Here is a 22,030-nt window from a genome sequence, read left to right as displayed (position 1 = left end):
GAATCCGCTCCTCAACCCGCACGGCTCCGCACCTCACACCTCCCCAGCCTCGCGGCTCCCTTCGGTCGCCGCGTCCCTCGCGGGCTGCTCGCGCCCTCCGGGCGCTCGCAGGCGCGCCACCGCACCACAGATCGTTCGTTCCTTCGTCTGTAGTGAGCATCCGCGAGCGAAGCGAGCGGTTCACCGGCGGCGAGGCGACAGCCGAGCCGTCGGCTTTTTCCCTCCAGGGTTTTCGAGGAGCGGTTCCCGAAGGGAACCCGACGAGAAAAAGGTGGAGTTCGAACCGGTTACTCCTCGGGTTTCGGGCGGACGAGGTTCGCGAGCGCGACGAGCGCGCCGAGGAACCAGCCGAGGGGCACGGAGATCCCGATCCACATGAGGACGTAGCCCAGTCCCGGGAGCCCCCACTGCTCGCCGAAGGTCTCGAGGTCGAAGGCGTTCCGGAGCGTGTCGTTGAGGTCGCCGACCGCGAGGAACGTGTCGAGGAGCCAGGCGGCGAGGTCGTAGCTCGGCGGGAGGATGATCGCCTCGAGGCTCGGCGTGACGAGCGCGGCCACGACGGGCGGTAAGAAGAGCGCAGTCATCGCGAAGGGGTACGCCAACAGGACGCTGACGAAGCGACCGCCGACCTTCGAGAAGCCGGCGGCGAGCGCGGCGGAGACGATCGCGACGACGCTGGCCGCGCCGACCGCGATCACGTCCGCGGTGGCCAGTTGGAGGTAGGTGACGAGGGTGAGCGCGCCCCAGACGACGGTCGCGATGAGCACCGCGCCCGCGATACCGAACCGGGTCACCGCGGAGTCGAGTTTCGCGGCGTAAAACCGGGTGGCGAACCCGACGAGGAGCAGGGGGTACGCGACCGCGACGAGCGGGGCCCCGAGGACCGCCCAGAGGTAGTAGCCGACCGTCTGGGGGACGGTCTCCGGCTTCCACTTGCCGAGCACCGTGCTGGGATCGAGCTGTCTGGGGAAGACGATCTCCATCCAGGTCTCGTGGAGTCGGACCACGTCCAAGAGAAGCGCCTCCAGCAGGCCGATCTGCCCTCGTCGTTCCATTTGGCTCACATCGCGGGCGGGGTGACGTGAACTTTGTGCCTTCGGGACGGATCCGTTCGGACGGTCGGGGACTCGGCGGAGAGACGACGGTCGACGCTCCGCCTCCCGATCGGTTCCTCTCCTCCTCGATCTCGCCCGTCCCGCGCCGATATATTTAAAGACGGCTCGCGGCGTATCCCGGGTATGTACCGAAGACGACTGCTGGGGGCGCTCGCGGCGTCGGGGGCGATCGCCGCCGCCGGCTGTCTCGGAGGGGACGACGGGAGCTACGAGTTCGACGCGGAGCCGGCGCGAGTGTCGGACGCGGCGATCTCGGAGGCCGGCTACGAGGGCGAGGAGCCGGAGTCCTTCGAGATCGAGCAGACGTTCGAGGTCGCCGGGATCGAGCGGGAGGTGTCGGCGACGACGTGGGTCGCGAGCTACGAGAACCCCGAGCGTGCGTCGTCGCTGCTCGTCGCGAGCACGCCGAACGCGACGGTGGCGGGTCAGTCCGTCAACCCGCTGGTGCGCGCGGACGACGCCGAACTGCTCCGGCGACTGCTCGAGGGAGGGCTCGGCGGTGGCGGCGATGGCGACGACGGCGAGGCCGGCGGCGTGGAAGGCGGGGACGTCGACGACCTCGAGGAGGTCGGCACACAGACGCGGACGGTCCTCGGGACCGAGACGACGGTGACCACGTTCGCGACCGAGATCGAGTTCGACGTCCCCCAGGACGCGCCCGTCGACGGCGAGGGAACCGTCCCGGCGCTCGTCCACGTCGCGACCGTCGAGGACGGCGACGACGTGCTCGCGCTCGTGGGCGTCCATCCGGAGGCGGTCGAGGAGGGGGAGACGCTGGGATCGCTGATGGAAGCGGTCGAACACTGAGACGGTCGGGCGAGCGGACGGTCGGGAATCACGTCCCGACCCGACCGACGGCCTTTTGCCCGCCGGGTCCCGGAGCGACGTGACGTGAACCGACGAGGGGTCCTGGCGGCCGGCATGCTCGCGGTCGGCGGCGCGATGGCGGCCAGCGCGCGCGTGGTCGCGGAGTCGCTGGCGGAGTCCAGCGGGTCGGCCACGCCGGTCGTCGATCCGGACCTCCGAACCGTTCGGGCCCTCCCGGAACCCGACGATGGCTGGGAGCGGAGCCGGCCGACCGCGCTGGCGATCGACGGGACGGCTGCCGAGGAGGGGACCGGCGCGGAGTACGTCGCCCCGGACGGGGAGAGCGCCCTCGTCCACGTGGTCCTGTGGCCGGACGCGGGCGTCGCGGCCGAGCGCGCCGAGACGGACTACGCCGAGTGGGACCGGGCGATCACCCACGAGGAGTTGACGTTCGCGTGCGACGGGCCCTCGCGTGCGGACGTGACCGAGTTGCTCTCGGCGTCGCCGGAGCTGGACGGCAGCGCCGCGGATTCCGACACGGACGGGCCGGTCGGCGACGGATCGTGAACGAACGGTTCACCGTTCCTCCCGCGTTTCATCGTCGTTTTCGGCGGAGTTCCCACACGGCCACGACGAAAGGATCGACCACAATGATGGCGTCAGCACCGACTCCTCAAAGTCGGTCGACCACGAGCTTCGCCACCTCTACGAGTAGTACCAGTCGGTCGAAAGCGACGAGAAGCTCTAGACTTGGATCGCGTCGGCGAACTTCGGGGTTTCACAGGATCGTAACTGAACAGTGGTGGTCTAGACCGGAAACGGTTCTCGGGACTCTCACACGATGGGGTCGACGACGATTCTCGGAGATCCACTACGGTGAGAGCGTCTCGAGTATCAGTATCTTCGAAACCTTCGTAGCTTTCAGTACTATCACTTTTTACTGTAGCCGACGTACAGTCAGTCAACGATGTCGATCGATCGAGAGACGTTCGAGAACACGAGCGAGGACGAGCTCGAGGAACTGTCCATCCCGGATCGGGTCCTCGCGTTTCTCGCCGCTCACGAGGACCGCGCGTTCAAGGCGCGCGAGATCGCCTCCCGGATCGGTATCGACGAAGGCGCGGTCAGCACCGCACTCTCGCGGTTGAAGGACCGCGCCCTCGTCGAACACAAGGCGACGTACTGGGCCGTGACCGACGACACCGATCGACTCGACGGCTACAGCGGCTACGAACGGGCGACTACCCTGTTCAACGATCGACTCGGCGAGGAGGACGGGGAGTCGTGGCACGAACACGCCCCTGGCGAGTCGCATCCGAGCGTGGAAAACGAATCGTGACCGAGGAAGAGGCTTCCCCGATCTTCGAGCGGGGAGATGTCGTCTACGGTGATGACCCGTTCAACGGCGAAGAGGATGCTCGGCCCTGGCTCGTCCTCTCGAACCACGAAGAGCGTCCGTTCCACGGCGAGCAGTACATCGCGGTGACGCTCACAACGAGATCTTGGATGGATGACTTCATTGGAATCCCCGAGAAGAGTTGGGTCCGCGGTGGGACGCCGGACGAGAGTCGAATCGTTCCGTGGGGTGTTCAATCGATCGACTACGAGGACATCGATTTCTGGCAGGGCCGTCTGGAAACGACACTCGTCGATGAGGCGGTCGCTGCGCTCGTCGACGAATTGGAGTAGATCTGCTCCGACGACGGAGGAGCGGGACCTTCATCCAACGCTCGTATAGTGGATATCTTTTCCTCACCTCCTCCCACCTTCGCGCACGCGAGGCGTTCGGCGACGTGTTCTTGCGTGAGGGTCGATCGTTTCGCGTTCCCGTTCTTCTCGTACCGGACGACACCGATCTCGGCGAGGTCCGCCAGGTCTCGGCTGACTTGGCCCTTATCTCGATCGAGCTTCCGTGTGAGGCCTCGAACCGACTCGACGTCCCGTTGCCGGAGCGTCTCTACGAGTTCACACCGCTTCGGCGTGAGGACCGTATTCGCACTCTCCCAGATGATATATCTACAATACCTCGGATATATATTCTATCAGGACGTAGTAGCGTCCATGTCCGACGAGATCGATGACGACGACGATCCGAACGTACCGTCGATGACGCGGGGTGAGCGGGTTCGTGCCGCCGCACGAACGCTCCGGACGCCCCGAACGGCATCGTGGGTGGCTGAGGAGACGGAAACCACCACGAAGACGGCCCGGAAGTACCTCGATCAACTGGTCGAGGACAACGTGTTACAGCGGATCGAACGTGGCGGGCAGACGCTCTACTGTGTCGATCAGTTGATGGCGACCTATCGCGAAGTCGCGACCCTCCAACGCGAGCACGACCGGGAGGAACTTGCCGACACGTTGGAGTCGATACAGGCACGGATCGCGGAATGGGAAGCGGAGTACGGCGTCGAATCGCCAAGCGAACTCCTCGCGAGCATCGCCGACGTCGACGATCCTGATGGCGCCGACGCTCGTCGTGAGATCGCCAGCGAGTGGGAACATCTCGCCGACCGGCTGCCGGTCGTGAAGGCGGCGCTGAAGGAGTACGATTGGGCGACCGATCGAGACGCGATCCCGGTCTAACGATGGGGTTGCCAGGAACGATCGACCCCTCCGTCTACAAGGGGCTCCGTGACGTGTTGAATCGACATCCCAAGATCACGACTGTCGGGTTCGAGCCGGACAGTATCTCGAAGGAGTTCGTTCGGGCGAACGTCGCTCCCGATCGCATCGAGCCACTGACCGGTCCGGACTCCCCAATACTCGAAGTGGAGTGGCGGTTTCGACGGGGTACGGAATACTATCGAATACACTACGCTGACCCCAACACGGGCTTCAACTGTGGGTGGCACCGCGACGAGGATCATCCAGATCTCGGTTCGGTACACTTTCAGTACGAACATCGAAAAACGGGGGAAGCGGATCGTTTACGCGCAGCGTTCACGAAGTCCGTTCCGACGGAGATACTGTGGACCGCGCTTCAGCGGTTGTTCGAAACGAAGATCCCAGCATATTCCTCGAACGAATAGACGATGCCTCCCGAGTGTTCCGGACGACACGAGAGCGAGAGAACTCGTTCGTTCCCAGTCGGGTCCGACTCGATCCGACGTTCGTTTTCCTCCCTTTCCTCCCCTCCATGCTTTCACTTCGCGCACGCGAGGCGTTCGGCGACGACTCCCGGGGACTCGGCCGAGCGGGACGTTCTCAGAACCGAAAACGAGCGTCTGACGCGGGTCAGACCTGCTTGTGGCGTGTTCACACGATTCGAGGAAATCACACAAAGCATATATACCGAACGCTTGAACAAACGGATGCAACCCCTACCCAAATGCGTCAGGAGTTGAGTATCCCACGATCGAGTCCGGCTGTACGACGAGACACGGTAGGCGACGACGACCGGGCGCGTCTCGAAGGTCAGGAGAAAGCTGCTGATGCGATGCGGAACGAAACACAACAACAATGACAAACGACAATAATACACGCAAGAAGGCCAACGCGGTCTTCTTCAGTGTCATCATGGTTATTTCCATGGTCGCTGTCGGCTTTGCCGGCTTCGCCGGTAGTGCTGCTGCAACCCATGGTAACGCCATTCCGAGTGACGCTGAATATGACGTTGAAGCTGTAGACGGTCAGACAGTCTACCAAGGTCAGAAAATTGCCATTGACATAACTGGTGTTAATGGTCCTGAATCCAATCTAGAACTTCGCCGTGTGGATAATTCCGGCGACAATCAGCGTGTCGGGGGCAGCCCCGTCGCGCTCAATCCAGAACAGGGTTGGGTTACCGTTGACACGTCAGCCCGAACTGATGACCAGTGGGTCATCACCACGAAGAACCGTGGTCAAAACATTAACAGTAGCGAAGATCTCGTCTTCGAGATAGTCGTTCAGGACCTCTCGACTGAGTTCGACGAGGACACTGTTGATGACGCTGGTGACGATACCGTAGTCGAGTACGAGATCGACTCCGACGCGCGTAACAACTACGCTGTCGAGATCGAGGCAGACGGCCTCGACGCAGACGACCTCGAAGACATCTTCACGAACAGCAACGCGTTCGGTACGGATGTCACGACCGATATCGATGGACCCGAGAACGACAGTGACTACGATCGTGAAAACGTCACGCGCCACATCCGAGAGAATCCTTCCTCTCTGAGTGGCGTCTACGCCGTCAACGAGGAAGACGATTACATCACGCTCTTCCGCGCTGAGGGTACTCACGACCTGAACTTCACCGACATCGACGCTGACGAGTACGAGTTCGAAGCGTCCGTCGTCGACTCGACGGCTGAGGACTCCGACACGGTTACCGTCCGAGACGTCGGTGACGGGGAAGTCGATATCGAAGAATCCAGCCTCACCACGCAGCAGGGTGACACCGTCGAGTTCACCGTGACTGCCGATGGTGCGGCGAGTTCCGGATCGGTTGTCGTCGGTGGCCAGGACGACTTCGGTTACCAAGCAAACGTCACCATCACCGACTTCGGTGACGACGACGAAGTCACGCTCAAGTTCAACACGTACTCCGCTGGGACTGGCCAGAATGCGGTCTCCCTCGTCGACACCGACGACGACGACGACGAGATCTCCGTCGACCCTGACAGCAACTTGAACGACATTCTCGAACAGGGCGACTACGACATCTCCTCGAGCGTGGATACCGATCCTGCTGAGACTCTCGAGAACCCGGACGACGTCGCGACGCTCTTCATCGACGAGCGGTCGACGGACGGCATCCAGGTCTGGACTGCCTCCGACAGCAACGCTGACGACATCACCAGCGCTGACGACGACGAGAAGCTCGACGAGATCGAGAGTGCTGTCGAGGATGATGAACTCACCCAGACGAGTTCGGTCGCGCACAACGACGTGAGCGTCCACCAGCTCAGTGCGAGCGGCCTCACCGGTCTCCTCGACTATGCTGCCGCCGTTGATGGCAGTATCGGCGAGGACGACAAGGCCGAACAGCTCGGCTACCTCGTCGACAACAACGGGACCGACAACTACGCGGACGGCGACAAGCACGTCCGCTTCCGTCTGCGCGAGACTCGCGCAAGCGCCGGTCCGAACGCGGACCGGATCACCGTCCCCGTCAACGCCTCCGTCATCGACGACGTCGTCGTTGACGAGGAGAACGACGAGTACTACGTCTTCGTCGACACGACCAGCCTCGACCTGGCGACCGACGAGGACTACGAGTTCGACGTCCAGTTCCGGGTCCAGGACGAGCGGCTCGTCGACCCTGACGATGAAGATATCAGCACTGACAGCGAGTACAGAGCCCTCTATCAGCAGGTCTCTGCTCAGTTCGACGTCGAGGAGCGCGACGCCTCGTTCGACGCCGATCCGTACAACGTCACACCCACCGACTCCGAGGAAGTGACGGGTACGACGAACGTGGCTCCCGGCACGGAGTTCACCGTTCGCGCCCGTTCGAAGACGGGCACGCAGCCCTCGTTCGTGAAGACGAACGACGAGATCAATGTGACCACTGACGGCGCGTGGTCCACGACGTTCGACTTCAGCGAACAGAACGTGGGCGACGAGTACACGCTCCGTATCTCGCAGCTCGGTCTGAGCGATACGGAGGAAGTCGACGGAACGGTCGTCGAAGAGCCCGAGGAGCCCGCGAACTTCGCGGTCTCCGACCTCAGCGCGCCCGGTAGCGTCACGCAGGGTGACGTCATCGACGTCTCCGCGACGATCGAGAACACGGGCGAGGCAACGGCCACCCAGACGGTCGAGTTCCAGATCGAGGGCGACACCGTCCTCGACCAGGACATCGAACTGTCCGGCGGTGAAAGCACCACGGTCGAGTACACCGACGTCGACACCTCGAGTCTCGACCCCGGTGACTACGAGCACGGTGTCTTCACCAACGACGACAGCCAGACGGCCACGCTGACCGTCGAGGAAGCGTCCGACGACGGCAGTGAGGACGACTCCTCGGACGACTCCACGGATGACTCGAGCGACGACGACTCCACGGACGACTCCTCGGACGACTCCACGGACGACTCCTCGGACGACTCCTCGGACGACTCCACGGACGACTCCACCGATGACGACTCCACGGACGACAGCACGCCCGGCTTCGGCGCGCTCGTCGCCCTCGTGGCGCTCATCGCCGCTGCCCTGCTCGCGACGCGCCGTCGCGACTAAGGCAGCTACTCCGTCGAACTAACCACCGGCCCCGCGCCGGTCATCCCCGCGGGATTTCTTTATCGGAGCGCTACACCGACTAGCGGCGGCGCTCAGTCGGATCGAGACTCCCGTGATCGTCGTTTCGACTGGTGAGTTCCCACACTGTGGAGCGACGGTTCTATCCGTACTACCTGTGTGTCTCGGCGTATGACGGACGCGGACGGAGAAATCGGAGACGAATGCCGCTGGCGCGTCACCGAGGACGGCACGCTCTCGATCGAGCTCGTCACCCAACGGTACGGTGCGTTCTCTCGACTCGAACCGGTCGATACCGGTGAGCCGATTGACGCGGCCACCGATCATGACCTCTTCGTCGGAGATCCGTGAGACGGTGGTGGAGAGCCCGCCGTCGCCATCGTCGATCTCGTCCGTGACCGCTTAGCCGAACTCGAAAACGTCCGTGTTCACGGCGCGGCAGCCGCCGTGTCACCGGCTTCCGGATCGAACGGCAGACTGATCACGAGTTCGTCGAACCAGACGACCGGGCGCTTCCGCTGGCCCCCCTCCCCGAAGAGAACGATGCCCAACCGGGCGAGACGACCGAGCTCCTGGTGGACGTTCTTCACGTCCCGGTCGACGACCCGTGCGGTCTCGTTGATGCTGGCCGGTTCCTCCCGACGGATGGCCTCGATGAGGTCGAGACACGCGGTGTCAGCGTCCCCAGTAGGTCGTCGTAACTCGCAAACGAGAGCGTCGGCGTGGAATCCACCGTATCGCTTCGTTCGAGCGTCTCGAGGTGTTCTTTCCGTGGAATACGTTGCGGCCACACTCACTCGCTACGTCGAGACCAACGGCTGGGACGCGCAGTACGTCGCTCGACTTCGGCAGCGATATCTCGAGGATCGACGGCCCTCCCCTCTACTCCACCGGAACCTGGAGGTCCGCCACCCGCCGGGCGCGGTAGAAGCGGACGTACCGCGTGACCAGCCGCCAGCCGACGACCGCGAGACCCGCGCCCGTGGCGTTGGTGAGGACGTCGTCGTAGGACGCGGTTCGGGCCGTGAGCGTCGACTGGAGCAGTTCGATCCCGGCCCCGTAGGCGGCGACGGCGAGGAAGACGAGCGCGAGGACCTGCCAGTCCGGCCGCGGGGTGTCGTGGAGGGTGTACGCGAGCGTCGCGGCGAGCCCGCCGTACGCGAGCAGGTGGAGCCAGGTGGAGTAGCCGAGCAGCCCGAAGGGGCCGGTGCGGAACGTCCCGCTTCCCGGCGCGGGCACGATCGAGTACGACAGGATGACGAGCGCGACGAGCGCGACCGCGACCCAGCGGACGCCCCGCGGGATCAACGGTAGCCGGATCCGAGCCATGGATTCCCGGTGACGACGCGTCGGAGTAAAACGCCCGGTCTCGGCTCGGGACGGACGAGGGGAGGATGCACGCCGGCGAACGGACGACCGACCCGACGACAACGGAGGCTTTTACCCGGTCGCCCGCACACGGACGGGTAATGGCGGACCCGCACGCGGCGACGCGGGAGCTCCTCGCGGAGCGACCGGCGATCGAGGGGGCGCTCGAAGCGGTCCTCGAAGCGGACGAGTCGGGCTCGTGGGCGTTCGACGACGTCGACGTCGACTCCGGCACCTTCGGCGAGCTGGTCTCGCGGGGGATCGTCGAGCGCGTCGACGACGCGGGCGACTACCGCGTCGCGGACCGGGGGGCGGTCCGGGCCGCGCTTGAGGGGGAAGCGTACACGTCCGACGGTTCCGGCGCGGGCGACGCGGGCGGTATCGCGAGTCTGGTGAGCGGGTTGGGCGATGCCGAGGACGGGACGCTCGGCCGGGCGCTTCGCGGCTGGCGGGAGACGCTTCACCGGGACCTGCTCGGCGGTCTGTTCGCGTCGTTCCTCTTTCTGTTCGTGTACCGAATCGTGACGATCGGGAGCGTGTTCCGCGGCGACCGCGTCGTGTTGCCGGGCAACGACCCGTACCACTACCTCTACTGGGTCGAGCGGCTGGCCGAGGCGAATCCCGATCGCTTCGCGTTCGAGGCGATCGCCGGGGTGCTCGGCGGCCGCGTGAACAGCGAGCCGCTCGCGTACACCCTCGGCTGGTGGGCGACGGAGCTCCTCGGCGGTGGAGTCGAGGACGCCGCGGCGATCGTCGCGTGGATCCCGGTTCTCGCGGCGCTCGTCGTCGGGCTCGGCGTCTTTCTGATAGCGCTCTGGACGACGAACGACGAGCGCATCGCGGTGGCGGCCGTCGTCGTCCTCGCCTTGCTCCCCGGCCACGCGCTCTACTCGGGGATCGGCTTCTTCGACCACCACGCGCTCGACTACGTCTGGCTCACGCTCTCGATCCTCGGCGTGACGTGGCTCACGCGGGACCACGAGACCCGCGATCCGGACGCGCGGCTCGGCCACCTCACGTCGCCGGCCACGTGGGCGGTCGTCGCCGCGCTCGGGGTCGTCTTCGCCGCGATGGCACACTCCTGGAACGGATCCCCGATCCTCCTCGTCGGGCTCGCCGTGTACGCGACGCTGCGGGCGGCCTCGGACATGCGTGCCGGATGGAACCCGCTCGTCGCCGCCACGCCCGTCGTGGGCGCGCTCGGATTGGGGTTCCTGCTCGCCCATCGGCTTCACGCCGGTGCCGGGTGGCAAGAGCCCGTCGCGGTCTACGCGCCACTTCTCGTCGCGGTCGGCGTGGCGCTGGTCGCGGTCGCCGCGACCGTGCTCGGACGGTTCGGCGTGAGCCCCGTGATCCATCTCGCCGTCTCGGCACTGAGCGTCCTCCCGATCTGGTTCGGATTGAACCGGTTCCGCCCGGACGTGGCCGACCGGTTGGCCGAGCGGACCGTCGGATCGCTGCTCGGGCGCGAGGGGATCGCCGAGACGCGCAGCCTCTTCGCGGCCGACTACGGCGTGATATTCGGACCGATCGACCACTTCGGCTGGTTCCTGTTCGTGGCGCTGCCCGTGCTCGCGTGGGCCGGCGCGCGCTGTGTGGCTGATCACGAGCCGCGCTGGCTGGTGGTCGTCGGCTACGCCTCGACGCTCGTCACCTTCGGACTCGTCCAGATCCGCTTCGCGGGCGAGGCCACGGGCGTGGTCGCGGTGCTCTCCGGCGTCGGGATCGTGTACCTGCTGTCGGTCGTCGACCTGGCGGAGCGACCCACACCCTTCGGCGATCGCCCGGACCGGATTCGGATCGACCTCTGGCCGGCGGGCGTTTCCGGGCGGGACGTCGGCTACGCCGCGGCGACCGTGCTGTTCGTCGCCAGCCTGAGCCTCTTCATGGTGCCGGCGGTGATGGACAACGTCGCCGCGACTGACGCGGAGGTCGAGGCGATCGAGTGGATCGACGCCGACGCCGACGAGCGGGAAGGGCCCGACTACGTCCTGAACGAGTGGGGCCGAAACCGGATGTTCAATTACGGCGTGAACGGCGAGTCGAACGCCTACGGCTACGCACAGAGCAACTACGAGCCGCTGATCCGCGATCCGAACCCGGACACCCACGCCGATCGGTTCCAGGGACGGGTCGGGTACGTGGCGATACACGAGCTCGAAGACGCCGACGCACCGTCCGACTCCGGGTACGCCCAACTGTTCGAGGCGTGGGGCAGCGCCACCCCGGCGGCGAACGGCTCCGGCCGATTCCGGCTGGAATACGTCACCGATGACGAGGAGATCGCGGTGTTTCGTCCCGTGAGCGGTGCAACCGTGAGCGGCCAAGTCGAACCGGATTCGACCGTGACCGTCGGGACGAACGTCACCGCCGCCGGCGAGTCGTTCACCTACGAGCGTCGAACGACCGTGGACGCGAACGGGACCTACGCGGTCGTCGTCTCCCATCCCGGTGGCTACACGGTCGAGGTCGGTGGTAGCTCCGGTGAGGGGAGTAACGGAACTACGGAGGACGCGACGGAGAACCGGACGGTGACCGTCCCCGAGTCCGCCGTTTCCGGGGGCGAGCGCGTCACGGTCGGCGGCTGATCCCGATTCGAATCCCGCTGATCCGAGCCGACGTGCTGGCGTTCCGGCGTCATACGCATACCCACAACTTCACAGTATTTTTATCATTTCGCCCGGTACGTGACTCCGATGCTCTCCGGATGGCGGTATCGGCTCGAAAGCGTCGCCGGCGTCGCGGTGTTGACCGCGGTTGCGGTCGCGGTCGCGAACAGCGGGGTCGCTCACGCGCTGTTGGGTCGACTCCCGGTAGTCGGCCGGCTGGCGGCGGACGCGCCGATGGGTGCGGAGTTGTTCTTCGAGGTGGCGACGACGGTCGTCGTCGTTACCGCGGCGTTCGTGCCACTGTACAAGCCGCGGCCGCGGCGCATCCTCGACACCGTCGCGCTCGCGCAGAAGCGGGTCATGGTCGCGATGTTGGCGCTCGCAGCGGTGGGCTACTTCGATTACACCTACCGGCTCCCTCGGACGACGCTCATCGCGATCACGCCGGTGTTGCTCGTCGTGCTTCCCGCGTGGTTCGTGTGGATCCGCCGACGGCCGACCGACGAGGCCGACCGTGCGATCGTCGTCGGCGACGACCCTACCGAGATCGAGCGACTCGCCGGCGACGTGGACGTGCCGCTGCTCGGTTACCTCTGTCCGACCAGCTCGCTCGTTCCGGACGCGGGCGAATCGCAGACAGTCGCAACCGCAGTCGCCGACGGCGGCGCTCGGATCCGTGGGTTGGACCGGCTCGGCGGGCTCTCGCGCATCGAGGACGTGCTCGTCGAGTACGACGTGGACACGGCGGTGTTGGCCTTCGAGCACACCGACCGCGCGGAGTTTTTCGGCGCGCTCGACGCGTGTTACGAACACGGCGTCGCGGCGAAAGTCCACCGCGATCACGCCGACCGCGTGTTGACTTCGGACGACGACGTCGGGACGCTCGTCGACGTCGACGTCGAGCCGTGGGACGTTCAGGACCACGTTCTGAAACGCGGGTTCGACGTGGCGTTCTCGCTGTTCGGCCTGATCGGGTTGAGCCCGATCATCGCGACGATCGCGGCCGCGATCAAACTGGACGACGGCGGACCGATCCTCTACAGTCAGGAGCGGACGGCAGTCTTCGGCGAGACGTTCGACGTGTACAAGTTCCGCTCGATGGCTCCCGAGGGGGAATCGATCGAACCGATCGACGACGAGTCGAACGACCGGATCACCCGCGTGGGCCGGGTCCTTCGACAGACGCATCTCGACGAGATCCCACAGTTGTGGTCGATCCTCGTCGGCGACATGAGCGTGGTCGGCCCCCGAGCGGTGTGGACCGACGAGGAGTCGCTGTTAGAAGCACAGGAACGGTCCTGGCGCAAGCGGTGGTTCGTCAAGCCCGGACTGACTGGGTTGGCTCAGGTGAACGGCGCGAAGAGCACGGACCCCGAGGAGAAACTGCGGTACGACCTCCAGTACGTGAAACGGCAGTCGTTCTCCTACGACATGAAGCTCGTCACCCGTCAGATCTGGAAAGTGGGTGCGGACGTGGTCGAGACGGTTCGTGGATGAGTGACGGGACGGTCCAGACTTGGCACGTCTCGTTCTGGAACGATCGTGTTCTTTGTGTCGGTCGCGTCCCGCTAGTTCGTCTCCGCCGCGTCTTCGAGGTACGGTTCACAGACGCGTCGGACGCCCTCCTCGAAGTCGATCTCGGGCTCCCAGCCGGTGGCCTCGTGGAACGTCGAGTAGTCGGCCATCGTGTCGTGGACGTAGCCGTCGAAGGGGCACTCGATGTAGGCCGGGTCGATATCGGTGCCGAGCGCGTCGTTGATCAGCTCGACCATCTCGTTGAACGTGTAGGCCTCCTCGGTACCGACGTTGTAGACGCCCGTCAGCTCGTGGTCGGCGGCGAGCTCGCAGGCGCGAGCGACGTCGCTCACGTGGGTGAAATCACGGGTCTGGGTGCCGTCGCCGAAGAGTTCGGGCGCTTCTCCCGCGGCGATGGCGTCGGCGAACTGCGCGACCGTGTTGGCGTACTCGCCCTTGTGGCCCTCGTTGCCGCCGAAGCCCTGGTAGACGGAGAAGAAGCGGAGGCCGGCGGTGTTCATGTCGTGGTGGTTGGCGTAGTACTCGGCGTAGCGCTCGCGGGCGAGCTTGGAGGCCTCGTAGGCGGTGTGTGCCTCGACGTCCATCTCGACGGGCGAGGGCTCGGTTCGGCTGCCGTAGATGGAGGAGGTCGACGCGTAGACGACGGTCTCACAGCCCGCCTTGCGGGCGCGCTCGACCGTGTTGACGAAGCCCTCGACGTTGACGCGACAGCCGCGCTGGGGGTCCGACTCGTGCATGTTTCGCGAGGAGAGCGCCGCGAGGTGGAAGACCACGTCGACGTCGACGGGAGAGTCGTCGTCGAGCACGTCGGCCTCGACGAACTCCACGTCGTCGGCGAGGTTCTCGGCCGTCCCGAGATAGGTGTCGTCGACGGCGATCACGTCGTTGTCGGTCGCGAGGCGGTTCGCGAGGTTCGAGCCGATGAAGCCCGCGCCGCCCGTGACGAGGACGCGCTGGTTCTGCATGGGAGACGTTCCTCGGAGACGCCGGTTTAGCGCTTCGATCCGCGTTCCGTGTGAGCTATTTTGCCGATCAGGTTACCTCGGTTCGTCTTCGAACCGCGCTACGGAGACGGAGTCGGGGATCGGCGTCTCCTCGGTGACGTGGTCGGCGACGAGCTTCCCGCTGTAGGGGCCGAGGGTGAGCCCGGTCGCACCGTGGCCGGTCGCGAGGTACGCGCCCTCGACGTCGGGGATCGCGCCGAGCACGGGAACCCCGTCGACGCAGGCGGGCCGGAGCCCGACCCGGTGCTCGATGACGGTCGCGTCGACGAGCCCGGGCGCGAGCCGGAGCGCTTCCTCCAGTACCTCGCGGAGCCCGCCGGCCGTGACTCGCGGGTCGAAGCCGCTCCCGGCCTCGCGGGTCGCACCCGCGACGAGCCGCCCGTCCGGCCACGGGACGATGTAGTGATGCCGGAACCCCTTCAGCACCGGCCACGATCCCGTGTCCGCGTCCAGCAGGTCGAGGTGGACGATCTGTCCGCGCTTCGGCTCGACGGGGATCGAGACGCCGAGGTCCTCCCCGAACGCGGGCGACCACGCCCCGCCGGCGATCACGACCCGATCCGCGTCGATCCGGTCGCCGTCGGCGGTCTCGACGCCGGTCACGCGGGCTTCGCCGAGCTCGCCGCCGCTTCGAGTCCCGCGACCGCCTTCGGTCCGAACCCCGGTCACGTCCCCTTCGACCGTCTCGAGACCGTGTGTACGTCCCGCCTCGCGGAGCGCGCTCGCGAAGACTTGCCCGTTCACACGTGCGGCGTCCGGGACGGAGAAGGCTCGTTGCGGCTCCGCCAGCGCGGGGACGCGGTCGGTCGCCACGCTCGGATCGATCGTCCCGATGGCGGGGAGTCGCTCGCGGCGCGCCTCGATCCGAGCGGTCGCCTCCTCGTAGGGGGCGAGCTCGTCGTCGTCGATCGCGGCGGCGATCAGTCCCACCCGACCGTAGCTCGTGTCGTCGACGCCGGCGGCTGCGAGCCGGTCGACGAGCTCGGGGTAGTAGTCGACGGCGTCGGTCGCGAACGCGAACCAGTCGTCGTCCGCGGTGCGGCTGCTCGTGCCCGGCGAGACGATGCCCGCGCCGGCCGTCGTCGCCCGCCCCGCGTCCCGACGGTCAACGAGCAGCGTCTCCACGCCCGCACGGGCCAGATGGTACCCCACCGAGGAGCCGACGATTCCCCCGCCGACCACGACCGCATCGTACATGGTAGCGGTGTGGCGTGAGGCTCACAAGACGTTTCGGGTGGCGGAACGCGGTCGTGCTCGCAACGCTGGCGGTGGCGAGTACGCGGAGGGTGCCCCGGACTCGTCGTCGATGTACCCGTGGTGTCGCCAGCGCGACTCAAACCCGCCGTCGTCCAGAACCACGGCGACACGCTCGAACGACGGGCCGAGGGGCTCGAGAACGTCGACGTCGAGTGACCGCCGGACGCGGATCGACGGCTCCGCCGGTCCCCGGAAGCGGCGGAGACAGCGGCGACAGCGGCGATACCGGCGACGCCTACTCGAGCGCGCGGTCGAACGCGCGCTGGAGGTCCGCCTTCATGTCGTCGACGTGCTCGATGCCGACGGAGACCCGGATCAGCCCGTCGGTGAGTCCGGCTGCGAGCCGCTCCTCGCGGGGGATGGCGGCGTGGGTCATCGCGGCCGGCTGCTCGATGAGGCTCTCGACGCCGCCGAGCGACTCCGCGAGCGTGAACACCTCGGTCTCCTCGACGACGGTCGAGGCCTGCTCGAGGGTGCCGTCGAACTCGAAGGAGAGCATCCCGCCGAAGTCGTCCATCTGTTCGGCGGCGAGGTCGTGGTGCGGGTGCGACTCCAGGCCGGGGTAGTACACGCGGCTCACGTCGTCGTGTGCGTCCAGCCATTCGGCGAGTTCGGCGGCGTTCTCGCAGTGGCGGTCCATCCGCACGGGAAGCGTCTTGGTTCCCCGAAGCACGAGGAACGCGTCGAACGGGCCGGGGGTCGCGCCCACCGAGTTCTGGTAGAAGCCGATCCGCTCGTCGAGGTCGGCGTCGTCGACGATCAGCGCCCCGCCGATGGTGTCGGAGTGGCCGCCGAGGTACTTCGTGAGCGACTGACAGACCACGTCGGCGCCGTGTTCGAGCGGGCGCTGGAGGTACGGCGTCGCGAACGTGTTGTCGACCGCACACAGCGCGTCGCCCTCGTGGGCGACCTCGGCGAGCGCGCCGATGTCGTTCACGTTCATCAGCGGGTTCGTGGGCGTCTCGACCCAGACCAGCTCCGTGTTCGGCTCCATCGCCTCGCGGACCGCATCGAGGTCGGTGGTGTCGACGAAGGTGGTGTCGACGTCGTACTCGTCGTACACCTGCGTGAGGATCCGGTGAGTACCGCCGTAGACGTCGTCGCCGGCGACGACGTGGTCGCCCGCGGACAGGAGGTTGAGGACGGTGTTTATCGCGCCCATTCCGGAGGAGAAACAGCGGGCATGGCTTCCCGACTCCAGCGCCGCGAGGTTCTCCTCGAGGTCGGTTCGGGTCGGGTTCCCGGTCCGGGAGTACTCGTACCCGCGGTGGTCGCCCGGGGCGTCCTGTTCGTACGTCGAGTTGGCGTGGATCGGCGTCATCAGCGCGCCCGTCTCCGGATCCGGCTCCTGGCCGGCGTGGATCGCTCGCGTCTCGAGCCGGAAGTCGTCGGCGTCGGCATCGCCGTCCGCCGCTGGGTCGTCGTCGCTCATGCGTGCACCCTCGTTGGCCGGGGTCCTCACTCTTGTCCTTCCGGTCCGGCTTTGTTGAAATCCTCATCAATTGATGGTTTTTCACCCTCAATCGCTCGGTGCAGGTGAATTACAGACTGCTCAGTACAGGGGAGCTACATACCGAGAGATGACGCTTGATTCTGGTTTGTCTCAGGATCTCTTTCAAAGACGAAAAGCAATGTGCTAGCGATGTGGTTATGCCCTCAGCAAGCGTAGTATGACAATGAGCCTATAAACGACGGAACCTCAGGATACGACCCCGAGAGAACAGGAACACCCCACACTTCGACCGTTTGAGGGCTTTGTATCCCCGGGAATCGCTTTCGAGAGCGGCCACACGGTCTGGTTGTTCAAATTCGACGAGACGCCGACGCCGGTCGGTGCATACTCGGAGATATGGGTTGAATCACCGGCTGGTGACGTGACGATGTACGCAGATCCGGCGACTGCGGGCGAGTACGTCAAGGCCTATCATGACTTCGACCACATCGTGGGCGCGTCCACCGACTGGCGTCTCGCCGATTTTGAGCATATCGAAGTCGTGGTAGCGGCTGACGACGGGACGACTCTCGAACTCAGCGCCGCTCTCGCTCACCCGATCAGTACGCGGCTCATGGAAGGGCTGTCTGGCGGCGTTCCCAGAACCATCCAGCGGTCGGCGATAGGGGCTACAGTCAGCAGTTTCACACTGAACCGCCTCATGGGAGCTAATGGGCTGGCATTGCGTGGGAGAACCGAAACGGGCACCCGCTACTGGGGCGAAGCCGACCACCTGCGTACCGTCAGCGACGCGTCTGCGACACTCAATGGTGTTGACCTTGGGCGGACAGTGTCTGGGACATCGATCCACGACTTCGGCGATGTCAAAACCGCACGAGAACCGTACGTCGTCTTCGGTGCCTTACACTTGGAGTACCCTGCATCGGGGCAACCACTCTGACGGCTTGTACGTCTTTTTGAGAACGAGTCGTGTTAGCGGCGAGTGAGTAGGGTAGTTCAGCAACCGACTGGACAATACGCAGACCTCATCGACCAGCCGTTTCAGGTGAGAACATGTCTGAAGAAGAGGATTTCAACAGAGCTTCCGGTCCGTGACGTGGCGGAAGCCGGCGGCTGCGCTTCCGCTCGTTACGTCGTTCCTCAGGAAATGCTCGGTCAGGGATTTGAACCCTGGTCGTCGGCTGTCTTCCGAACCGGCACGGCGAGGTACCGCGTTCGTCGAAAGGCCAACATGATTGGCCGGACTACACCAACCGAGCGCGTTCTCCCGTTACGACGGGGCCGATTTAACTCTTCTCAACTCCCCTCGCTTGGACATCCCTTCACACGGAGACGAGTCCCGGCGGCAGACCCGAAGCGATCGACGGATCGCCCACGAATCGCGAACGATCATATATATCCAGCGTCGAACCTATGTATTCGAACGGAAACCATCTCGAACCCCCGGATATGGCACCACTATCGACACATATTGGCCCACGGAGCGACCCTCGGAACGAAGGACGTCTATATATTTTAACACAGGCTTAAGTCGGGCCGGCCACGATCCGATCGCATGGAAACGCGGAAGGTGCAAGTCACCGGCGGCTCGACGTACACGGTCTCGATCCCGAAGTCCTGGGCGACCGAGAACGACGTCGGTGCCGGAAGCGAGGTGGAGTTCTACCCGGACGGCGACTCGCTCTTTCTCACGCCGCGCTCGGAGGAGGAACGCACCCGAGGTACCCTCGATATCACCGGTCTGGCGGGTCAGGACCTCACCCGTGCGGTGACGACGATGTACGTCAGCGGGTTCGACGTGATCGAGCTGACCGGCGGGGAGATCACCACCGAACAGCGCTCGACGGTCCGCGAGGCGGTCCAGAGCCTCGTCGGCCTCGAGGTGTTGGAGGAGACCCAGGACCGCGTCGTGATCCGGGACCTACTCGACTCCTCGGAGCTGTCGATCCACAACGCCGTCACCCGAATGCGACTGATATCGCTGTCGATGCTCGAGGACGCGATCACGGCGCTCTCGGAGCTCGATCACGACCTCGCGCGCGACGTGATCGGTCGGGACGACGACCTCGACCGGCTATGGCTCGTCGTCTCGCGGATCTTCCGCGCCACGCTCCGGACGCCGAAGGCCGCGGAGGAGCTCGGGCTGCCCCGCGAGGAGTGTTTCGACTACCACTCGAGCGCCCGCCAGCTGGAGCGGATCGGCGACCACGCGACCAAGATCGCCCACCTGACGTTGAACATCGAGGAGCCGCTTCCCGAGGACGTGATCGACGCCATCGACGACCTCCACGGCGACGCCGTCGAGGTGGTCGACACGGCGATGGACGCGCTGTTCGCCGAGGACAACGACGAGGCCACCCGGCTGGCGAACGAGGCGCGAACCGGCGTGCGGGCCATCGACGAGCGCGTGCGGGCCATCGACGAGTTGCTCCGCGGGCTCGATCCGACGCGCGCGCAACTCCTGGGACTCGTGGTCGATTCGGTCCTCCGGTCGGCCGATTACGGCGGGAACGTCGCCGAGACCGCCCTCCAGAAGGCCGCACCGACCCCCTGAGTCGTCGTCGACGGACTCGAACCGGACGAAGGTCGTGTCTTTTTGTCCGTCCACGGTCGAGTCCGGTACATGCCCGAGATCGAGTTAGGCGTCCCGCGAGGGGTCATCGAGTCGTTGCCGGAGGGAGAGGAGACCGCGGAGCGGGACATGCGGCGGGCAATCGCCGGGATCCAGTCCCGGTTGAACGGGGAGATCGACGGGAGCGACCCGGCGGAGGCGGCGGCGGTCGTCGTCGACGCGATCGAGCGCATGGAGGAGCAGGCGAGCACCTACCACGAGTTCGTGCCCGAACTCCGCGCGTGGGGGCAGTCGCCGATCTACGCGATCGCCTGGCGGAACCTCTACGTCGAGCTGATCGGCCAGCTGTACGAACACGAGTGGCTCGCCGGCGAGCTCGACCGCGAGCGCAACTTCCGGCTCGTCGACGACGGGATCCGGCTCTCGGACCTGTAGCGACGGCCCCAACCGCGATCCGTTGCGTCACCCTCACTCCGAGGCCGCCTCGTCCCCACCGGGGCGATACAGCCAGAGATGGCCGTCACCCTCCGGAAGATCGACCGGCCGGTAGGTCCGCCTGAGCGTCCCTCCGTCGGCGAGTATCAGCCGCTCGTCGTAGACCGGTTCTCCCGCCTCGACGACCGAACTCAGTCGGGTCACGAACCCCTCCGGATCGGCGAAGCGGTCGCTCACCTCGATCGCGAACCGCTCGCAGTCGGCTCCCACCGCCTCCTCGGGGTTCCCGTCGATCTCGAACAGGTCGTACAGTCGGTGGTTAACGGCGAGGACGCGACGGTCGGCGTCCTCGACGAGCACGCCGTGCGGGAGCGTGTCGAACACCGTCGAGAGGACCGAATTAGTGCGCTCGAGTTCGCGTTTCCGTTCCTCGCGTTCGGTGATGTCCTCGAACTGTGAGAAGACGCGGATGACCTCGCCGTCGTCGTCGGTCACCACCTGGTTGTGCCACGCACAGCGGATCCGCTCGCCGTCGCGGGTGACGTTGTCGTTGACGCTCCGATAGCCGCCACGGTCGGCGAGCAGGCCCCGCTCGATCTCCGCCACGCGCCGTCGGTCCGCCTCGGCGACGATCGGCATCCACGTCCCGCCGACGAGCTCCTCGGCCGTGTAGCCGGTTATCTCCTCGGCGACCGGGTTCACACGGACGATCTCGAACGTCTCGTCGTACTCGATGATGCCGAGCGGCGACTGCTCGATGAACCGCGAGAGCCGGTCCTGGCTCGCCGCCAGCGCCCGTTTGGACCGGTGCTGATCGACCGCGTTTCGGACGCGGTTCGCGAGCACGGTGTACTGGTCCGTGCCGCCCTCCTTCTGGAGGTAGTCGGTGACGCCCGCGGAGATGGCCTCGCTCGCGATCTCCTCGGACCCCTTTCCCGTGAACAACACGAACGGGACGTCGACGTCGCGGTCGCGGACCGTCTCGAGCAGCTCCAGTCCGTCGGCCCCCGGCATGTCGTAGTCGCTGACGATACAGTCGATCCGCTCGTCTTCCGTCTCGAGCGCCTCCAACGCGTCGGCGGCGGCGGTCTCCGACCGGACCGAGAACGCGTCGTCGACGCGCTCGAGGAACGTGGCGACGAGTTCGGTGAACTCCCGATCGTCGTCGACGTGGAGGACGCGGATCCGCTCGTTCCGGTCCGCCTCCGGCCGATGGAGGGGCTCGGTCATGATAGTACGGAAGACAGTCACGTGAAATATATCTTCGGGTCCGGGGGATCGAAGCGTACCGACTCGCGACGACGGACCGCAACGACGGACCGCGACGACGGCGGTCGAGCGGCCCGATTCGGGCGATCTACGGGAATCCTCGGGACTTTATCCCGAGGTGGTTCACTCGGATCGAGACTCGATCGACGGGCCGTCGTCGCTCCGTCGGTCCGGTTCCGAACCGTCGGCTCGGGCGAGCCGGAAGAGCCCGACGAGCGCGCCGGCGACGATGACGGCGCCCTCGACGCGGGCGGCCGTGAGGACCCACGACTTCGGCTCCGCGTCCTCGGCGTTCCGGTAGGCGACGCGGGTGAGCACGCGAACGAGCGGACCGGGGGCGACCGCCTCGATCAGCCCGAGGATTCCGGCGGCGAGGAGCAAGTGGGCTCGCATGCTCGTCCTTCCACGGGAGACGACAA

General features: G+C 65.8%; 21 protein-coding genes, 1 tRNA gene and 2 pseudogenes. 14 read left to right on the top strand and 10 right to left on the bottom strand.

The window, feature by feature from the left end:
- Window positions 1-287 precede the first annotated feature (287 nt).
- Window positions 288-1,028 (bottom strand): hypothetical protein, encoded by a 741-nt coding sequence (locus tag OKW78_RS06780; protein WP_281194734.1) that lies wholly within the window; start codon window positions 1,026-1,028, stop codon window positions 288-290.
- Between the two features lie 210 nt (window positions 1,029-1,238).
- Here OKW78_RS06780 and OKW78_RS06775 point away from each other — a divergent pair, with 210 nt between their 5' ends.
- From OKW78_RS06775 to OKW78_RS16995, 7 genes and pseudogenes are all read left to right on the top strand, one after another.
- A complete protein-coding gene (locus tag OKW78_RS06775; protein WP_281194434.1) occupies window positions 1,239-1,922 on the top strand; it encodes a DUF6517 family protein in 684 nt (227 codons plus the stop codon).
- Window positions 1,923-2,006: 84 nt separating this feature from the next.
- Complete coding sequence (locus OKW78_RS06770) at window positions 2,007-2,489, top strand: hypothetical protein (protein ID WP_281194433.1); 483 nt, start codon at window positions 2,007-2,009, stop codon at window positions 2,487-2,489.
- A gap of 400 nt (window positions 2,490-2,889) precedes the next feature.
- Entirely contained in the window at window positions 2,890-3,261 is a 372-nt protein-coding gene (locus tag OKW78_RS06765; protein WP_281194432.1) for a helix-turn-helix domain-containing protein, read from the top strand.
- Window positions 3,258-3,611, top strand: coding sequence for a type II toxin-antitoxin system PemK/MazF family toxin (locus tag OKW78_RS06760; RefSeq protein WP_281194431.1), 354 nt, complete (start codon window positions 3,258-3,260; stop codon window positions 3,609-3,611). Before OKW78_RS06765 ends, OKW78_RS06760 begins: the two co-directional genes overlap by 4 nt.
- A 417-nt stretch (window positions 3,612-4,028) precedes the next feature.
- Window positions 4,029-4,508 carry a hypothetical protein gene (locus tag OKW78_RS06755; protein WP_321169327.1) on the top strand — a complete coding sequence of 160 codons (480 nt, stop codon included), beginning with the start codon at window positions 4,029-4,031 and terminating at the stop codon, window positions 4,506-4,508.
- A 2-nt stretch (window positions 4,509-4,510) separates the two neighbouring features.
- A complete protein-coding gene (locus OKW78_RS06750) occupies window positions 4,511-4,954 on the top strand; it encodes a hypothetical protein (RefSeq protein WP_281194429.1) in 444 nt (147 codons plus the stop codon).
- Between the two features lie 430 nt (window positions 4,955-5,384).
- A pseudogene (locus OKW78_RS16995) lies at window positions 5,385-5,489 on the top strand (surface glycoprotein); the annotation flags it as partial.
- 231 nt (window positions 5,490-5,720) lie between these two features.
- Here OKW78_RS16995 and OKW78_RS06745 read toward each other — a convergent pair.
- On the bottom strand, window positions 5,721-6,389 hold the full coding sequence (locus OKW78_RS06745; RefSeq protein ID WP_281194428.1) for a hypothetical protein: 669 nt from the start codon (window positions 6,387-6,389) through the stop codon (window positions 5,721-5,723).
- On the opposite strand from OKW78_RS06745, the gene OKW78_RS06740 reads away from it, so the two are divergent.
- Both OKW78_RS06740 and OKW78_RS06735 read left to right on the top strand, forming a co-directional pair.
- A complete protein-coding gene (locus OKW78_RS06740) occupies window positions 6,321-8,090 on the top strand; it encodes a BGTF surface domain-containing protein (RefSeq protein WP_281194427.1) in 1,770 nt (589 codons plus the stop codon). The genes OKW78_RS06745 and OKW78_RS06740 overlap by 69 nt on opposite strands.
- Window positions 8,091-8,279: 189 nt before the next feature.
- Window positions 8,280-8,459, top strand: a complete 180-nt coding sequence (locus OKW78_RS06735; RefSeq protein ID WP_281194426.1) for a hypothetical protein — start codon at window positions 8,280-8,282, stop codon at window positions 8,457-8,459.
- Between the two features lie 77 nt (window positions 8,460-8,536).
- Here the strand turns inward: OKW78_RS06735 and OKW78_RS06730 are convergent.
- Window positions 8,537-8,868, bottom strand: a pseudogene (locus tag OKW78_RS06730) (hypothetical protein); the annotation flags it as partial.
- A 122-nt stretch (window positions 8,869-8,990) separates the two neighbouring features.
- Window positions 8,991-9,437 carry a VanZ family protein gene (locus tag OKW78_RS06725; RefSeq protein ID WP_281194424.1) on the bottom strand — a complete coding sequence of 149 codons (447 nt, stop codon included), beginning with the start codon at window positions 9,435-9,437 and terminating at the stop codon, window positions 8,991-8,993.
- 140 nt (window positions 9,438-9,577) lie between these two features.
- On the opposite strand from OKW78_RS06725, the gene OKW78_RS06720 reads away from it, so the two are divergent.
- Together OKW78_RS06720 and OKW78_RS06715 are read left to right on the top strand one after the other, a co-directional pair.
- The gene (locus tag OKW78_RS06720; RefSeq protein WP_281194423.1) at window positions 9,578-12,064 is read left to right on the top strand and encodes a hypothetical protein; all 2,487 of its coding nucleotides are present in this window, start codon (window positions 9,578-9,580) and stop codon (window positions 12,062-12,064) included.
- Window positions 12,065-12,172: 108 nt separating this feature from the next.
- Window positions 12,173-13,582, top strand: coding sequence for a sugar transferase (locus OKW78_RS06715; RefSeq protein WP_281194422.1), 1,410 nt, complete (start codon window positions 12,173-12,175; stop codon window positions 13,580-13,582).
- Window positions 13,583-13,653: 71 nt separating this feature from the next.
- Here the strand turns inward: OKW78_RS06715 and OKW78_RS06710 are convergent, their stop codons facing one another.
- The 3 genes from OKW78_RS06710 to OKW78_RS06700 form a co-directional block, all read right to left on the bottom strand.
- Window positions 13,654-14,586 (bottom strand): NAD-dependent epimerase/dehydratase family protein, encoded by a 933-nt coding sequence (locus tag OKW78_RS06710; RefSeq protein WP_281194421.1) that lies wholly within the window; start codon window positions 14,584-14,586, stop codon window positions 13,654-13,656.
- A 72-nt stretch (window positions 14,587-14,658) separates the two neighbouring features.
- Entirely contained in the window at window positions 14,659-15,822 is a 1,164-nt protein-coding gene (locus OKW78_RS06705; RefSeq protein WP_281194420.1) for an FAD-binding oxidoreductase, read from the bottom strand.
- 295 nt (window positions 15,823-16,117) lie between these two features.
- Window positions 16,118-17,314: a cystathionine gamma-synthase gene (locus OKW78_RS06700; RefSeq protein ID WP_281194419.1), complete on the bottom strand. Its 1,197-nt coding sequence runs from the start codon at window positions 17,312-17,314 to the stop codon at window positions 16,118-16,120.
- 367 nt (window positions 17,315-17,681) lie between these two features.
- Between OKW78_RS06700 and OKW78_RS06695 the strand changes: the two genes are divergently transcribed.
- On the top strand, window positions 17,682-18,275 hold the full coding sequence (locus OKW78_RS06695; RefSeq protein WP_281194418.1) for a hypothetical protein: 594 nt from the start codon (window positions 17,682-17,684) through the stop codon (window positions 18,273-18,275).
- Between the two features lie 208 nt (window positions 18,276-18,483).
- Here the strand turns inward: OKW78_RS06695 and OKW78_RS06690 are convergent.
- Window positions 18,484-18,594 (bottom strand) — tRNA-Glu (locus OKW78_RS06690).
- A gap of 296 nt (window positions 18,595-18,890) precedes the next feature.
- Between OKW78_RS06690 and OKW78_RS06685 the strand changes: the two genes are divergently transcribed.
- Window positions 18,891-19,889 carry a phosphate uptake regulator PhoU gene (locus OKW78_RS06685; protein ID WP_281194417.1) on the top strand — a complete coding sequence of 333 codons (999 nt, stop codon included), beginning with the start codon at window positions 18,891-18,893 and terminating at the stop codon, window positions 19,887-19,889.
- Window positions 19,890-19,958: 69 nt separating this feature from the next.
- The gene (locus tag OKW78_RS06680; RefSeq protein ID WP_122104482.1) at window positions 19,959-20,342 is read left to right on the top strand and encodes a hypothetical protein; all 384 of its coding nucleotides are present in this window, start codon (window positions 19,959-19,961) and stop codon (window positions 20,340-20,342) included.
- Window positions 20,343-20,375: 33 nt separating this feature from the next.
- Here OKW78_RS06680 and OKW78_RS06675 read toward each other — a convergent pair whose 3' ends face one another.
- Window positions 20,376-21,572: a PAS domain S-box protein gene (locus tag OKW78_RS06675; protein WP_281194416.1), complete on the bottom strand. Its 1,197-nt coding sequence runs from the start codon at window positions 21,570-21,572 to the stop codon at window positions 20,376-20,378.
- 162 nt (window positions 21,573-21,734) lie between these two features.
- Window positions 21,735-22,004 (bottom strand): hypothetical protein, encoded by a 270-nt coding sequence (locus tag OKW78_RS06670; protein WP_281194415.1) that lies wholly within the window; start codon window positions 22,002-22,004, stop codon window positions 21,735-21,737.
- Window positions 22,005-22,030: the final 26 nt, after the last annotated feature.

This window comes from Halorubrum sp. F4, from assembly GCF_027257195.1.
Classification (GTDB): domain Archaea; phylum Halobacteriota; class Halobacteria; order Halobacteriales; family Haloferacaceae; genus Halorubrum.
This window is presented reverse-complemented; position numbering and strand designations above follow the sequence as displayed.